The sequence below is a fragment of the Alkaliphilus sp. B6464 genome, assembly GCF_018141165.1.
Classification (GTDB): domain Bacteria; phylum Bacillota; class Clostridia; order Peptostreptococcales; family Natronincolaceae; genus Alkaliphilus_B.
Genome location: NZ_CP058557.1, coordinates 1,495,912 through 1,512,335, shown reverse-complemented (window position 1 = coordinate 1,512,335; position 16,424 = coordinate 1,495,912). Strand labels below are relative to the sequence as shown.

Here is a 16,424-nt window from a genome sequence, read left to right as displayed (position 1 = left end):
AACGGCCCTTAGCTTTTTTATTCTTATTACATTTTCTATATTACTTCATTTTATAAGCCTTCACACTAATCAACTCAATATGTTGAGATAAAAATTTCTCTTTAACTGGTTCTTCTTTCATTAAATCCGTACTTAAATACTTTTTACTATCATCAGAGAATATAGTTACAACTACACTATCCTTCCCTAACATATCTTGAGCTTTTAAAGCTCCTAGAAAAGCATTTATCTTTTCTAGGCATTTCCTTCAAATTAAAATCCCTTCAACAGATAATTTTTCTGTCCATAAAATCTTTATATATTTAACTGTAATTTCATCATCTTTAGCCTTGACATCAGACTTTACATATACCTCTATATCTCCGACTTTATACATATAGTACTCATCTGTGTCTTGAGGTTTTCCCATCGAGACCGATGGTTGTGGCTCACCAGTGCCTCAACTTGAGCATCCTTTTATCCAAATTGTTAATGCACTTTCTCCTTTAGACTTTAAAAATTTTAAAGTCTTGTTATCAATAGTAACTTTCACGTAAATCCCCCCTGTTTAATTAATTATAATAATATATTTAAAACAATATTTTAAGCATCTACTTTAATTTCACTATTATATTTTTCTAGGTCTAATTCATTCATAAATTTACTAGATAATAATCCAGATAACATAGATCCACTTACATTAAGTGCTGTTCTACCCATATCTATTAGTGGCTCTATAGCTATTAAAAGTCCGACTAAGCCTACAGGTAATCCCATGGCTGAGAAAACTGTTAGTGCTGCAAATGTAGCGCCACCGCCAACCCCTGCAATACCAAATGAAGCTAGAGTTGTTATAATAATTAGCTTAATTAAAAATGCTGGAGCCATAGGATTGATTCCTAAGGTCGGAGCTATCATAACTGCTAACATTGCAGGATATATACCTGCACAACCATTTTGGCCGATACTAGTTCCAAGTGATGCAGATAGATTTGCATGCCCATCAGACACACCTAACTTATCTATTTGAGTTTCTACATTTAGAGGAAGCGTACCCGCACTTGATCTTGAAGAAAATGCAAACATTAAAGTAGTTGCAGATTTTTTCAGATAGATAAGTGGATTTAATCCAAATATTGATAAAATTATTAGATGGATTACAAACATAATTATTAGAGCTACATAAGATGCTATTACAAACTGAACTAATCTCAATATTTCACTAAAATTACTAGATGAAACTATTCGAGTCATTAATGCTAATACTCCATAGGGAGTTAATCTCAATACCATAGTAACCATACGCATAATAACATCGTGCAGTGCCTTAATAATGTTTGAAAACAGCTCTGCAGATTCTGGTTTAGAATGCCTAATTCCCAGAGTAGCGATAGCTAGAAAAGCTGCAAATACTACAACTGATAATGTAGCAGAGCTACCTTGACCCGTCATAGAGTAAAATGGATTTGTAGGTATTATTTCTACAATTTGCTCTTGTATCGGTTTTGCTTGGAATGATTCAAGATTAGTTTCTAATCTTTCAGAAGCTTTTTGCTCACTTTCACCTGATTGTAATCCTTCAGCAGATAAATTAAAAATTTTCGCAGTACCAGCACCTATAAATGCTGATATGGCAGTTGTAATTAAAAGTACAGCAAGTATTAGAATCGCCATCTTTCCTAAATTTTTAGATTTTTGATTAACTATAGCACCAGTTATAGATATAAATATAAGTGGAATTACTATCATACGAAGCAATCTTACATACCCTGTACCTACAACAGCAAACCAGCTATTAGATTTAGATACTACTTCAGAGGAATCCCCATAGATTAACTGTAATATAGCACCAAATACTATTCCAACAGCAAGTGCTAAAAGTACCCTAGTTGTAAAAGAAAAGTTCATCTTTTTCATCGTCATAAGTCCATAAATAATGACAGCCATTATAACGATATTAATCACTACTAATAAAGTTGTACTCATTTTTATTCCTCCCATTCTTTTTTAACTCATATGAGAGTATGTAGGCCTTAGTACATAATCTCATATGTATTTTAATAAATAAGGGCTTCTTTGATTTTGAGTAGAACCATTTGTTCTATTTATTCCCAAATTCAAAGCGAAGTCACACTATATATAAAATATTCTGGATAATTCATTTTAGAACAGGTTGATTTATTAGTTATATAAATAAAACCCATCTAAAACTATTTAATATAAGTTTTAGATGGGCTTTATAAATTAATTATAAAATCAATTAAATATTCTATTGGTTTATTTCTTAAGATTTTTTCCAGATAACTCTATAGATTTGTTAACTAGAATCTCCATAGCATCTATGCAGTACTTTTTAACTTCAGCACTTAGGTTAATACTGGATAGCTCAGTACATGCTATAATAACACATTTACAATTCTCTTTTTCTATAAAATCCATTACTAAGGATTCCAGTTTACTAGCATCTTCCGTTAAGCCGCCTTTAACATTATCATATATTATTTTCATAGTTTGATCCTGAACACTCTCACTTGGAACAAGAAGTTTAATATTGTACTTATTACATGCTTTTTCATATATTCCACTACTTATAGTTCCTTTAGTTCCTAGTATACCTACTTTACTTTTTTCACCATATTTTCTATATAAATCTTTGGCAGTTTCCTCTATCATATTTATTATATTAATATCTGTCATATTTTTAATATCATCATAGAAGTAATGTGCAGTATTACATGGTATAGCTATATTAGCAACCCCAGCCACTTCAAGTAACTTTATGTCCTCTTTAATATGTTCTAAAAAAACTTCTCCTGTATTTTCAAAAATAGCAGTAGTCCTATCTGGCAGAGTAGCATGGTTAAGTATAATCATATTTATATGATCTTGGTCTTTATTTGCATCTGTATTTTCAATTACCTTTTCAAAAAATACTGATGTCGCTTTAGGTCCCATGCCACCTATTACACCTAAATTCTTATATTTCATATTTTTACCTACCTTACCTCTTTTAAATTATCTTTTATTATAGCAAGTTGCTTTAATGCGATTTCTGCCCCAAAATCCATCCCTTGACAGCCTGCTAATAGAATTAAATCTCCTGTTTTAGCATTAGAAATAGCATGAGATATAGAATCTGGCAGCTCATCATATAAGTTAACCTTAATTTTTGCTTTATCCATTACTTCTTGAAATGCCTGCAGTTCTTCATCTGTAACTCTATCCTTAGAAGTTACGTGGGATACACTCTTAGTAGCAGTTATTTCATTTAATCCAAGCTTAGATGCCCATTTTACAATAGTTTCAGCATTCTCTCTATTTACTGTAGGCCCTCTTTCTCCTCTTATTGCGTAAACAACATGAAGTTTTTCATAATCCATATACTTTAGTGTCTCCAAAGTAACATCTATATTTCCAGAATTAGCAAAGTGATCATCAATAATTTTGATATCTTCTTCAAAGATAAACTGGAATCTTCTTTCCACACCTGCGAAAGTTTTTAATGTTTTTTGTATTGTAGAAATAGATACTCCACATAAAAGTGCTATTGTAATAGCTACCATAGAGTTATATACAGAATGTAGCCCTGGTACTGATAGCTGTACTTCAAACTCTGTTGGTTCATATGAAGTACCATTTATTTCAAAAGACTTTAAGATTTCTAGTACAAATTTAGCTCTTCCAGTAGTTAAATCTAAATTTTTACAAGCAATATGGCCTTCTCTGCTATTAACACCAAATGTTATAACTTGAGCCTTTGTTTCATTTATAAGCGATGCTGAATAAGGACAATCTAAGTTAAGAACAGCAAAGCTCTTTTCACTAGCATTCCTTATTAAACTAGACTTAGCTTCAAAGTATTTTTCAAAAGAACCATGAGAATCAATATGCTCTCGACTTATATTATTTAATGTAACAATATCATAATCAACATCTTCAACACGATAAGTCTCTAAAGCAGCAGATGAAACCTCCATAGTTACGTGTGAAACATGCTTGTCTACCATTTGGCTTAAATAATATTGTAAATCTAGAGACTCTGGTGTTGTAAGTTCAGCAGGAGTACAATAATCATCCATCTTTATTAATACAGTTCCAATTAATCCTGTCTTAAGCCCTTCATTTTCTAACATAGCATTTGTCATAAATGAAGTAGTTGTTTTACCATTAGTAGCAGTAATTCCTATCATTTTCATTTTTTTAGATGGGTTATTATAAAAAGCTGCACCTAATCTAGCTAATGCTATCCTACTATTTTCAACAACATATTGAGGAATGCTTATACCCTCTTGAAACTCTTCAACAATAGCAGCTACTGCCCCATTCTCTATAGCTTGAGGCAAATATTTGTGTCCGTCAGTTTTATATCCTTTAATACAAACAAACAGGTGTCCATTAGTTACCTTTTTAGAATGATATGAAATTCCATCAATATTTATGTCTTTTTCATTATAAGACTCTTTAATCTGTATAGAGTTAAGCAAATTCTCTAATATTACCATTTGTTATTCCTCTTTTCTACCTTCTTATAATCTGTCTTTTACTCAGATTATTTATCTTTTAAATAGTTTACTAGCCATCATTTTAAAAAAGCTAAAAGTCGGCTTAAGATCATCTAGACTCCATATTGCATAAGCCTTAGGCTTAAATAATGAGCTTATTACATCACCTAAAGAAAGTTGTCCCGTTTTAATGTAGTCTCTTATAGCTAACAAATCTTCATATAGATACCAAAATACTCGGTTTGTATTTTCTGTAATAGCTTTAGGTTCTAAAGGTTCTCCCGTTAATTCTCTATAAGTTATATATGGGATATTAAGTCCAACTTTATATAATAAATTATTAAAGTTTGTAATTCTTACATTGATTTCTATTAAGTAATATTTCCCTGTTTCAGCATCTTTTTTAAATTCGATTTCAGCAAATCCCTTATATCCTATATCTTCTAAAAATTTAGCACCAATTCCATAAAGCTCTGGAATATACTTTTGTCCAGTATAAACAGATGCTCCAAAATTTATGGGATATTGACGAAACTTCTGACAGGTTGTCCAGTGAGTTACCTTTGCATCCTGATTTAAATATGCATCAAATGTATGCATATGGTCATCAAAGCCTGGTATAATTCTCTGCACAATTACCTCTAGTTCTGCATTATGTGCTTTTTCTAAAGCTTCCTCTAATTCTTTTCTATTATTAACTTTAAATATCTTCTTTCTAAACTTTGCTACAAAGGATGGTGAGTCTGTAGGCTTAACTATGCAAGGATATTTAATTATAGTTTCTATTTTTTCAAAAAAATTATCCTCATTTACCCTAACTGTTTCTGGTACAAGAACTCCTTTTTCTGTTGCTAGTCGATGTAGGGTTTCTTTGTTCATTGCCTTAGTGTATAAACCCTTTTCAGTCTGGGGGATAAGATAATATTCTTTTAATTCATCTAAATATTCATCAATGACCTCGACGTATGAATCATGACAGGGAATAAGCACAGGAGGTGCACTTTGTTTCCTTGCATAATCCTTTAAAAAACGAATAAAATCTTCTTTATTTTGTCTATAGTGAGGTGCAATAAGCTTTTCCGAGCAATATTTAGATTCTGCACCATATCTATCCTTATCTGAATAATCTACAGCTACAGTATATATACCATGAATACCTAAACAACGAATCGTACTTAAACCTATATAATAATTTGAACCTAAAATTACAGCCTTATTTTTATTTTCCATAAAATCACCCCATATATATCATAAACAGACATTATATTATTAACTGAATATATATATAGTGCCACATTAACAAAGAGTTTACAACTATTTTTTGGGTAAGCAGGTATACTGATGCATGTTAATTACTGGTAATAATATGCTTCTAAAAAGCATCTTCTATGAGAAATATAACAAATATATCTGATTTAAGATAATTGATTATTTTATCATATAAATCTTAAGTCTCATGATAATATTCATATCCTGTGTTAAGTAAAAACTAAAAAAATTTTAATTTAAAAAGCCGAAACCAAGTGTTCCCTTTATCAAAGCACACAGCTTTGAAAAACAAATAAAATGCTTAATCAAAAAATGAGAGCTGAGCATCTTTATACCCCTGCTTATAATTTTTGATAATATCATTCATCCTGTAAAAAATACCATATCTGTCACATTCACCTTGAAACAATTTCCATAGCTCTTTTGCCTTTGGAGAAAGACACTCATAGGCATTTCCAAATTGCTTAATGTATTTCTCTTTAATGAATGGAAAGTGTTCTTCCAACTTATTATAATACCATTCTCTCTGATTCTGTCGTAGGGTCACTCCAAAAGCAGGATATATAAATTTTGCGCCATTTTCATGTGCAAGCTTAACAATACTCCTGATGTTTTCTTCATTATCTTCTATAAATGGAAGTACAGGCATTAACAATATGCCTGTAAAAATACCATTATCAGTCAGTTTTTTTATTGTGGCAAATCGTTGTGATGATTCAGCCACATTTGGCTCAATCTTTTTACACAATTGATCGTCAGACGTTGTTATTGTCATCTTAATCAGCACTGGAGAATGTACCGCTATTGATTTTAGAATATCTATATCTCTTGAAATTAAATCACTTTTTGTAGCAATAGAAACCCCAAACCGATAATGATCAATCAGCTCAAGTGCCCCTCTTGTTAGCTTAAACTCTTTCTCAAATGGATTATATGGGTCACTCATTGATCCAGTGCCAATAACACCAGTTTTACGTTTTGATTTAAGCTCACGTGCAATTAAGGCAAGTGCATTTTCTTTTGCCCTTACCCTATCAAAGTTCTCTACACGATAACATTCACTACGACTATCGCAGTAGATGCAGCCATGGCAACAACCCTTATAAATATTCATATTGTAATTATTCCCAAACCAAGAATTATTAGTAGCATAGCTTGAAATGATTGTTTTTGCCTTAATAAACTCCATTTTACAATCCCCGTTCGGCAAGAAAGTTTCTAAACTTCTTTTCCGATAACACTTCGTTAGTTACAAATTTGCCATCATAAAAAAGACTGTATGTTGTAAATGGTGCAGGTGAGTTTTGTGCCTGCTCTTTTGTTTTATACTTTATTAGAGTAAAGTCAAGACCTTCTATATCAGCGATCTTTGCAATCATGATGGCGTATTTTTCAGTATGTGGACACTGATTAGAATAATATAATACGATTCCCATCTTATCAACTACACCCTTTTTACAGCATTCTTTTAATCTTGGTTTTTCTGCATCCTTTTCAAAAGGTAGATACAGCAGTTCAAAATAAGGATCAGCAACATCGCATAATTGAAAGCCCTTATATTTTAAATATTTGGGATCTGATAAAAAAGGCATCTTCTTTTTTGAAGAAAGAATGACCAGCCCTTTCTTTCCATGCATCTTTGAATCACGGATGCATTCTTCTAACAACTTATTCCCATAACCTTGTCCTTTAAATTGACCTGAAACCCAGAAACAGCTTATAAACATATATCCAGCAGCTTCTACAGGACACCAGGCATTTTCAGCAGGGATATACTCAATAAAAACCTTCCCCCGTACATCAAGCTTTTTAAAGATCAATCCCTCATCAAAGCGCTCCATCATCCATGCTTTTTTTAAGGAAGCACAACTTTCCCCTTTTCTATCTGTAATGGCACAGCAAATATGTTCCCTATCAATATTATGATAATCAACGTTTATAATCTTCATTTTACTTCACCTCAGCTTCAATCTTATATCGCAATACGGTTTTAAGTTTATTAGGTGGTACTGCGACGATAACAGGATTTTTTTTCGGAATATATAGATCTTTATACTCTTTTCTATAATCTAATTTATTCATATATTCCCTCTAATTAAGTATAGAATACCACAATTATATGACAACACCATGTCATATTACACCTTGTAAAAAGATTAATTTTAAAAGCAGCAAATTTTTTTAAGTACTCATACACCATCATGAATCTAGGAGTGAGATAAATCATGCTAAATATAACACATCCTAATTTTATTGAAAATAATAATCATTAGTGTTTAGGATCGAAATATTTGGGAATAAATATATTGGACAAGTATTAAATTACAATTAATAAGGAGGATTTTATTATGGCAGAAAGAATGGTTGGGTTAAAAGCACCTTATTTTGCAATGAATACAGCTAACGGTGATGGTAAGGACTTTGGAAAGGTTTCTTTAGATGATTATAAAGGAAAGTGGTTAGTAATGTTCTTTTATCCACTAGACTTTACCTTTGTATGCCCGACAGAAATTACAGCAATAAATAAAAGACTAGCTGACTTTAATAAGCTTAATACAGAGGTACTTGGTGTAAGTACAGATAGTGAGCATTCCCACAAAGCTTGGATAAATGCAGCTCAAGATCAAGGTGGATTAGGACAACTATCCTTCCCATTAGCTTCTGATATGACTCACCAAGTAGCTAGAGATTATGGTGTACTAATAGAGGAAGAAGGAATTGCCTTAAGAGGATTATTTATTATAGACCCTGAAGGAGTACTTAGATATTCAGTAGTACACGATTTAAATGTTGGACGAAGTGTAGATGAAACATTAAGAGTACTTCAAGGCCTACAATCTGGCGGACTATGCCCTATTGACTGGAATCCTGGAGACGATACTCTATAAAAATAGTAGTCCCCAGATACTTAAGTAGCTGGGGACTTTTACATCTTTTATTTAAAAAGCTCCATAAAGTTTAAAGTTATTTCCGTCTTTAATCTTTCTATTGGATCGTCAAGGTCAATATTACATAACTGCTGTACTTTAGCTATTCTATATCTTACAGAATTACTATGGATGTATAACTTTTGCGCCGCTATATTACAATTTGACTCACTTTCTAAATATACTTTTAGTGTGGTTAGCAATTCTTCATTAAATCCTTCTTTTAATAAAGGATATAGGTTATTAAAACTTCTTCCAAAACTCTTCTTATGAATATTATCTAATCTTAGTAAACCAAATGGTCCTAGTTCTTCAAAACTGATTATCTTTTTTTTAGGATAGATATAATTTCCTACCTCAATTGCCCTCAATGCCTCAATATAGCTACCATTTATAAAGCAAATATCATCTGTAACATTACCTATACCAATTTTTAATCCGTTTCCCGGAAATGTATTCTCAATATTTATTAATAAGTCATTTAGCTCTTTCTGTACATTTATAATTATATTCCTATTATATTTTGATGTATCTTTAACAATCGCTACTGTATTATCATCTACAATTCCAAATATAGCTTCATCTTTAGGAATTCTTAAAAGCAAAGTATTGTATATTTTTTCACGTATTGTATAGAAAGAAGGATTTTTCTCCTCCTGTCGTATAATTATACAGATAAATTTATTATCTATATTTAACTTAAAGTTTTGCATTCCTTTTATTACTTTAACTAATTTTTCTTTAGTATCAAATATTTCATCAAATAGTGACTTTATAAGATCGTCGTAAAATTTTCTCTCGAAAGAATTCATTACATATATTTGCTCATATATTTCCAAGAGCAAAGTATAACTTAATCTTAATGCAAATAAGTCATAATAGTCTATGCTTCTATGCTCTTCCCAAACTATTATTTTTGTTACAGGGGTGCTGTTTATTTTAATAATCATTTCAATCCAAGATTTTTCGTCCTCTATATTTGTTATACGACAGATATTTAATTTGTCGCATAATATTTCTTTTTGATAATTAAACAAGATATTCTCAGATAAATTATTAATCTCCTCTTCTGATTTATAGTTTGTCGGATAACTAATAATATTTTTATCTATAATATCTCTCACAGAAATTGGGGAATTTAACTCTTTAGACAGATTTATGATTATATTTTCAATTTTTTTATAGAAATCATTACTTGCAACATTTTTTTTTATAAAATTAGCATCATTTAATCGAGTTATATACCTATTTACAACAATTGAATTTACTGCATTTATTATATCAATCCAAGCTACATTATACGGTACAACTACTAATGGAAACTCTAGATCATCGCATAGATTAAGGATTTCCTCTGGAATTTCATTTAAATATCTATCCTTCTTAATAGCCATAGCGGCTGAATTTTTATTATGTAAAAATGAAATAACATTCTTAAAAAGTTCAGTATTATCTTTGAAAAAAAAACCTGTGGTTAATACAAGTTCTTTTCCTTTAAACCACTTATATCCATCTGGAGCATCAAAAAGTACAACTGCTTGGGTTTCTCTATTTAGTCCATTTTCTCCAGCAATTACATAGTAATCTTTAAAGAATTTTGACTGAAGTACTTCTCTAATACTAACCCCCATATAATCACCTCGCTGTAATAATTATATCATATTAATGATTATATTGTATGAAAAATGAAACAACTTCTTTTATAGTAAGCTATAAAAGAAGTTGTTAGTAATTATCCTAAATAGTCTAAAGCTGCTTGTATTATAAGAGCTGCTCCTCTAGATAACATAGCTTCGTTTATATCAAATTTAGAGTTATGATGGGGATAGAACTTTCCATCTATTGCTTTAGGGTTATTTAGGAAAAAGAATGTTCCTGGAACTTCTCTTAAGAAGTATGCCATGTCCTCCCCACCCATTACAGGCTTTTTCATTACCATAATGTCTTCTTTAGGAATTATGTGTTTAGCCGACTCTACAAATGCTTTTGTAAAATTTTCATCATTTACTAATGGCGGATATCCAAATGTATAGTCGAATTCATAACTTCCCCTCATAGTTTCAGATATTCCTCTAGCGATGTTTTCTATTCTTTTAGCAATCTTTTCACGTACATTTTGATCTACAGCTCTTACTGTTCCTTCAATTTCTACACTTCCGGGAATAATATTATATGCTGTACCACCAAGTATTTTTCCTACTGTAACAACGGACGGATCTGTGGGACTTATCTCTCTACTAACTATAGTCTGGAGATTTGTTAAAAAGTAACCTGCCATAGTTATAGGGTCTACACCAGTCTCTGGATAAGCCCCATGGCATCCCTTACCAACTAGTTTTACTCTAAAACTATCTAAACATGCCATCATGTTGCCATAAGATACCATAACTAGACCATGTTTTTCACCTTCTATTAAGGAGCCAATATGCAGCCCCAATATAGCATCAACTTTAGGATTTTCTAAAGCACCTTCTTCTATCATAGGTTTAGCTCCACCTGGCCCTTCTTCAGCAGGTTGAAAAATAAGCTTTACATTTCCTTTAATTTTATCCTTATTTTCACTTAATACCTTAGCTACCCCAAGAAGTATAGCTGTATGACCATCATGTCCACATGCATGCATATTTCCATTTGTCGATGCAAAAGGTAATCCTGTTTCTTCTTTTATAGCAAGACCATCCATGTCAGCTCTTAAAGCAATAGTTTTTCCATCTTGCTTGCCTTTAATAAGACCTACTACTCCTGAAACTCCAACTCCTTCTTTAATTCCTATACCCATATCTTTAAGCTGACTTGCCACATAGGTCGATGTTTGTGGCAAATCCAATCCTATTTCTGGTATTTGGTGCAAATCACGTCTACAATTTATTATATATTCCTCAACCTCTTTAACTTTTTCAAATATATTCAAAGTTCTCCCTCCTATTTAACTAAATAATTTTCAATCATTTTATAATAGAAATGTACAGATTCTATTAAACTATCTATCGTAATACATTCATTTGGCTGATGAGCCATATTAGCGTCCCCTGGCCCATAAAATATGCATGGAATGTTTTTAGCTGGCAGAAATACTGAAGCATCTGTATAGAAATTAACCCCCTGTGGCTTTACTTCTTTATTAAATTCTTGCTTAATAGTATCTACCGCAAGTTTCACAAATGGATCAGTAGATTTTGTTTCTACAGCTGCCCTATTATTTAGCACCTTAATATCTGCTTTAAAATCTTTTATCTCATTCGAAAGCTTATTTATGATTTTTTCAAAATCCCTAACTATTTCATAATGATCCATACCTGGCACGGTTCTCATATCAATAGTAATAGTACATTTATCAGGTACTACATTTGTTTTGATTCCACCGCTAATGGTAGAAATATTCATCGTAGGTTGGCCCACTAGTTCATTTTCTTCATATTTAAATTTATAGCTTATTAACTCAGATAAGAAGGCATTCATATGAACTACAGCATTTATTCCTTCATCTGGAAAAGCCCCATGTGCTGTCTTGCCATATGTAGATATTTTTACCCAAAATGCACCTTTTTCAGCTATATTAACCCCATTAGAGCTTGGTTCTCCTATAATTATAGCTCCTACTCCATCAAGTCCACCATCTTTAACAAATTTTATGGCGCCTATACTATCCGTTTCTTCACCAGCAGTTGCAGAGTAGATAAAGTCTCCTTTTAACTTTAGGCCTGAATCATTTATAAGCTTTAATGCAATTAGCATAGCGGCTAGGCCACCCTTCATATCTGCTGAACCTCTTCCATAAATTTTCCCATCTACTACATCTCCACTATAGGGTGCATACTTCCACTGAATATCTCCAGGTGGAACGGTATCTAAATGACCATTGAATAGTAAAGCCTCTCTTTCTCCAGTTCCCTTTAGCCTTCCAATAACATTAGCCCTATTATTCCCTAAATCGTCCAGCTTAACTTTTAATCCAATTTCCTCCAATAAATCTTTTATATATTCTGCTAATGGCTTTTCATCTCCAGGTTCATTTACAGTCTTAAACTTAATCATCTTTTGTAATACTTCGATAGCCTCTTTTTTTAATGAGTCCCTATTCATATTAATATCCCCCTTCAATTCTATTATTTAGCCTTCTTTTTATATGAAAATGTGGCAAATGAAATTGTACTAAATACACAAACAGGAATTAATACCCATACAGGTAATACCTTTACAACTCCTAATAGGAATAAAGTAACTGTTATTGCAAACCCACCATATTTAGGATATTTTACTGCAAACATGGCAAACATTGCACCGAATATTGATGGTAAAACATATTCAAAAGCTTTTACTACTACTGGTGGAAAGATTGCCATCAATTGATTCCCCGCAATAGCTGCAATTGTAACTACTATTATATTTGTAATGATAGATCCAGCTATACCTAATGTTGCTACAAGCTCAGCTTTTTCAGATCCTGGTTCAACCTTTAATGCCTCTTGAGCAACTGCAGCGCAAGGTAGTCTCATATTACCTATGTTTCCAGATAAAAATGACATATATGTGCCTGCCACCCCTAATATCGGAAAAAATGATATAGGCTCAATAAAATAATAAGTACCGTAAATTGATGCAATAAGAAACCAACCTGTCAATATGGCATTCAATGGTGGTAACGCATCATACCTCATCCATAAATAAAGTGGCGGAAGAAAGCTAAATGCTACTGCAAGAAGCAAAGTAATTCTGCCTACCTTTATTATTGGTTTTGTAAAACTTTCATGATAAGTTTGATTATTTGTCTTTTCCATACTTATATCACCCCTCTATCCCATATAAATGATTGCGGCCACCATTCCAATAACCATTGAAATTCCTAAATTATATTCCACAAGCTTAGGTATTTTACCTGACAACTTAACAAGAACTATCATTGCTATTGCTGAAGCTAAAGCAGCAATTAATCTTCCACTACCTGCTATTAGATGTCCTCCTACTAAATAAGCCATAGCCCCTAGCATAGCTGCCCCACCAATTTCACCTGTAAGTTTTGAATCTCCTCCTGATACTCTATCTCTTATTCCTTCTAATTTATGGGCAAATAAACCAACAAATAAAAGCCATCCAATTCCATTTAAAGTCATTGCCCATACGGAGTTAGCAAATTGAAGAACACCATAACCTTCTCCTCCAAATTCGACTCCCATAGCTTGGGCACCCATTGTAGATGCTGCTAATTCTGTAGGGGCTGCACCAATTACAGATAGTCTAAGCCAAGTCATTGGTGCTCCTACTACTGCCATCATACCAAGCATTACTACAAATACTGCTAATGCTGGCCCAATAGCCGATATAGCGCCAACTCTAAATGCATCTTTAGCTTCTTTTTTAGTTAGCTGTACTAAACTAGCCGTTTTAAATGCTTTTTTAGAAAATATAATTGCTTGTATTGCTACTAAAACTACCACTGGTAAGCTCATCAACCACAATATTGGATCATTCGCTACCTCTAAGTATTCTTTCATCTTTTCAACCCCCTCATATTAGTTAACTACCCTTATACTTAGTATAGTAGAAAAAGCCTTAAATAGATTTGTGGGTATTTTAGATATTAATTAGTATTTTTGTAATATTATTTAATGCTACAAAAATTCATAATCTTTTTGTATGAATTTACAATAAAACCCTCTGATGCTTGCGCTCTACCCGATAAGGATATTTTTTGATTTTAAGATTTGCCACAGAATATTTTGGTATCCTGTGGCTTTTCGCTTTTTAGACCTGCCCACAAAGTTGAAGTAAATATCAACTTGTTAGGTATAGTTTTTCTTCTTTCAAGGTTCGGAACGTTTATGGATAACAATACAGTCAATGTACTCTCTAACGATTTGGGACGAAGTGTTTATGGAGCGATTGATGATATAAATATTCACAAGGAGATGGTACAATAGAAGTATGAAAATAATCTTACTCACTGTTTGATGAATAAATTTTATATAAATTTGAGAAAGGGCTGATTACCGTGAAGATTGATAGATTGATAGGAATATTGACCATTTTATTACAAAACGAAAAGGTAACTGCTCCTTATCTTGCAGAGAAATTTGAGGTTTCAAGACGCACAATAAATCGTGATATTGAGGACATTTGCAAAGCAGGCATACCTGTTGTCACCTTACAGGGTACAGGTGGTGGTATCAGGATTGCAGACGGTTTCAAAATTGATAAGACAGTTTTCACCTCCGATGAGTTAAAAACAATATTTGCAGGGCTTCAAAGTCTTGACAGTATTTCAGAGGTTACAAAATACAAACAGATTATTAACAAATTTTCTGGTGGTGATGATACAGTTTACTCTGATCAGAACAACATTTTGATTGACCTTTCATCACACTACAAAAATACACTTGCACCTAAAATCGAAAGGATACAGCAAGCTATATCAGAAAAATGGATAGTCTACTTTGACTACTTTTATGATAAAGGAGAAGCATTAAAAAAAATTGAGCCATATCTTATCATATTTAAATGGTCATCATGGTATGTATTTGGATACTGTATAGAAAAGCAGGATTTTCGTTTGTTTAAGCTGAATCGTTTATGGAATTTAGCCGTTACTGATATAAAATTTGAGCTTCGTGACCTCCCACCATCAAAAACAGAGTTTGACCAGTATTTTTCAGATGAAATAAATCTTGTGGCTATCTTTGATGAAAGTGTAAAGTACAGACTTGTTGAGGAATATGGTGTGGATTGCTTTTCTTATGCGGAGGATAATCAACTGCTTTTTAAATTTCCTTTTACCAACAAAGAAAGCTTATTCCAATGGATACTTAGCTTTGGTGATAAGGCTGAAATTATTGAGCCGCAGGAGCTTCGCACTGAAATATCTCAAAGGCTGAAAAAGTCATTAAAAAAATATTCTCAACATGACATATAGTTGTCATGTTTGATATGATATACTTTTATAAAAATAATGGAGGTATATCGTTATGATAGAATCAAGATGTGGTATTTTGTGTAGTGAGTGTATATATAAGGAGCAGGTGAATTGCAAAGGATGTATCAATATAGACAAGCCTTTTTGGGGTGAAAGCTGCCCTGTAAAGGCTTGCTGTGAAAGCAAAAATTATACTCACTGTGGCGAATGCAGCGAATTTCCATGTAACCTATTAAATCAGTTTGCTTATGACGAACAACAAGGCGATAATGGGAAAAGAATTGAACAATGTAAAAAATGGTGTTCAAGATAGGAGAAATTTATGGCTTCAAGTCTGGATTTTGTAGAATATGTTTGCGACCAAATCAGCGGTGCAGGTGAAATTACATATAAGAAAATGTTTGGTGAATACGGCATTTACTGTGATGGGAAAGTTATAGGCGTAATTTGTGATAATCAGTTTTTTGTAAAGAAAACCAATGTCTGCACAAACCTTTTGCCAGATTGCGAGGAAGCATCTCCATATACAGGTGCAAAACCTCATTTTCTAATTGAAAGTGTTGAGGATATGGAGTTCATATCTAACTTTATCCGTAAAACCTGTGACGAATTACCAATGCCCAAACCAAAAAAGAAAAAATCTTAGCAATCACATGATTGAAATTGGTAAATCTATGGAGGTTATTGCCAAACGCTATCTTGCATATGAGTATTCCGCAGAAAAAAGCCACCTTACTGACTCTTTACGGTCAACAAGGTGGCTTTTCTTATTTATAAATCAATCCGGCAAGTATAATTTCATCTGCAATATCTCTTGCTTGTGCACGAATTTGCACCCTC

At 32.5% G+C, this 16,424-nt stretch carries 18 protein-coding genes; 4 read left to right on the top strand and 14 right to left on the bottom strand.

The features are described 5' to 3' along the window. Positions 1-40: 40 nt before the first annotated feature. The 9 genes from HYG84_RS07270 to HYG84_RS20515 all read right to left on the bottom strand — a co-directional run bounded on the left by HYG84_RS07270 (position 41) and on the right by HYG84_RS20515 (position 7,832). Positions 41-193: a hypothetical protein gene (locus HYG84_RS07270; protein WP_212381676.1), complete on the bottom strand. Its 153-nt coding sequence runs from the start codon at positions 191-193 to the stop codon at positions 41-43. 54 nt (positions 194-247) lie between these two features. Further along, positions 248-532, bottom strand: coding sequence for a CC/Se motif family (seleno)protein (locus HYG84_RS20630; protein ID WP_330655601.1), 285 nt, complete (start codon positions 530-532; stop codon positions 248-250). Between the two features lie 50 nt (positions 533-582). Beyond that, a complete protein-coding gene (locus HYG84_RS07260; protein WP_212381672.1) occupies positions 583-1,965 on the bottom strand; it encodes an L-cystine transporter in 1,383 nt (460 codons plus the stop codon). A 291-nt stretch (positions 1,966-2,256) separates the two neighbouring features. After that, positions 2,257-2,967, bottom strand: coding sequence for an aspartate/glutamate racemase family protein (locus HYG84_RS07255; protein WP_212381671.1), 711 nt, complete (start codon positions 2,965-2,967; stop codon positions 2,257-2,259). An 8-nt stretch (positions 2,968-2,975) separates the two neighbouring features. Beyond that, positions 2,976-4,481 (bottom strand): Mur ligase family protein, encoded by a 1,506-nt coding sequence (locus tag HYG84_RS07250; RefSeq protein ID WP_212381670.1) that lies wholly within the window; start codon positions 4,479-4,481, stop codon positions 2,976-2,978. Between the two features lie 51 nt (positions 4,482-4,532). Further along, complete coding sequence (locus HYG84_RS07245; protein WP_212381669.1) at positions 4,533-5,711, bottom strand: carboxylate--amine ligase; 1,179 nt, start codon at positions 5,709-5,711, stop codon at positions 4,533-4,535. A gap of 340 nt (positions 5,712-6,051) precedes the next feature. Continuing rightward, a complete protein-coding gene (locus HYG84_RS07240) occupies positions 6,052-6,939 on the bottom strand; it encodes an SPL family radical SAM protein (protein WP_212381668.1) in 888 nt (295 codons plus the stop codon). Position 6,940: 1 nt separating this feature from the next. Next, on the bottom strand, positions 6,941-7,699 hold the full coding sequence (locus tag HYG84_RS07235; protein WP_212381667.1) for an N-acetyltransferase: 759 nt from the start codon (positions 7,697-7,699) through the stop codon (positions 6,941-6,943). A 1-nt stretch (position 7,700) separates the two neighbouring features. Beyond that, positions 7,701-7,832, bottom strand: a complete 132-nt coding sequence (locus HYG84_RS20515; protein WP_256442590.1) for a hypothetical protein — start codon at positions 7,830-7,832, stop codon at positions 7,701-7,703. Positions 7,833-8,098: 266 nt separating this feature from the next. Between HYG84_RS20515 and HYG84_RS07230 the strand changes: the two genes are divergently transcribed. Continuing rightward, a complete protein-coding gene (locus tag HYG84_RS07230; protein ID WP_212381666.1) occupies positions 8,099-8,638 on the top strand; it encodes a peroxiredoxin in 540 nt (179 codons plus the stop codon). 47 nt (positions 8,639-8,685) lie between these two features. Here HYG84_RS07230 and HYG84_RS07225 read toward each other — a convergent pair whose 3' ends face one another. The 5 genes from HYG84_RS07225 to HYG84_RS07205 all read right to left on the bottom strand — a co-directional run bounded on the left by HYG84_RS07225 (position 8,686) and on the right by HYG84_RS07205 (position 14,169). Next, the gene (locus tag HYG84_RS07225; protein ID WP_212381664.1) at positions 8,686-10,308 is read right to left on the bottom strand and encodes a PucR family transcriptional regulator; all 1,623 of its coding nucleotides are present in this window, start codon (positions 10,306-10,308) and stop codon (positions 8,686-8,688) included. Positions 10,309-10,409: 101 nt separating this feature from the next. Further along, positions 10,410-11,588 carry a M20 metallopeptidase family protein gene (locus tag HYG84_RS07220; protein WP_212381662.1) on the bottom strand — a complete coding sequence of 393 codons (1,179 nt, stop codon included), beginning with the start codon at positions 11,586-11,588 and terminating at the stop codon, positions 10,410-10,412. 11 nt (positions 11,589-11,599) lie between these two features. Further along, positions 11,600-12,760, bottom strand: coding sequence for a M20 family metallopeptidase (locus HYG84_RS07215; protein WP_212381660.1), 1,161 nt, complete (start codon positions 12,758-12,760; stop codon positions 11,600-11,602). A 23-nt stretch (positions 12,761-12,783) separates the two neighbouring features. Then, positions 12,784-13,455, bottom strand: a complete 672-nt coding sequence (locus HYG84_RS07210; RefSeq protein ID WP_212381658.1) for a hypothetical protein — start codon at positions 13,453-13,455, stop codon at positions 12,784-12,786. Between the two features lie 15 nt (positions 13,456-13,470). Then, the gene (locus tag HYG84_RS07205) at positions 13,471-14,169 is read right to left on the bottom strand and encodes a DUF5058 family protein (protein ID WP_212381656.1); all 699 of its coding nucleotides are present in this window, start codon (positions 14,167-14,169) and stop codon (positions 13,471-13,473) included. A gap of 497 nt (positions 14,170-14,666) precedes the next feature. On the opposite strand from HYG84_RS07205, the gene HYG84_RS07200 reads away from it, so the two are divergent. From HYG84_RS07200 to HYG84_RS07190, 3 genes are read left to right on the top strand one after another with little or no spacing between them, the layout of a single operon-like run. Next, positions 14,667-15,584, top strand: coding sequence for a helix-turn-helix transcriptional regulator (locus tag HYG84_RS07200; RefSeq protein ID WP_212381654.1), 918 nt, complete (start codon positions 14,667-14,669; stop codon positions 15,582-15,584). Between the two features lie 52 nt (positions 15,585-15,636). Then, positions 15,637-15,897 (top strand): DUF3795 domain-containing protein, encoded by a 261-nt coding sequence (locus HYG84_RS07195; RefSeq protein WP_212381652.1) that lies wholly within the window; start codon positions 15,637-15,639, stop codon positions 15,895-15,897. 9 nt (positions 15,898-15,906) lie between these two features. Next, the gene (locus HYG84_RS07190; RefSeq protein ID WP_212381650.1) at positions 15,907-16,230 is read left to right on the top strand and encodes a TfoX/Sxy family protein; all 324 of its coding nucleotides are present in this window, start codon (positions 15,907-15,909) and stop codon (positions 16,228-16,230) included. The last annotated feature ends 194 nt before the right edge of the window (positions 16,231-16,424 follow it).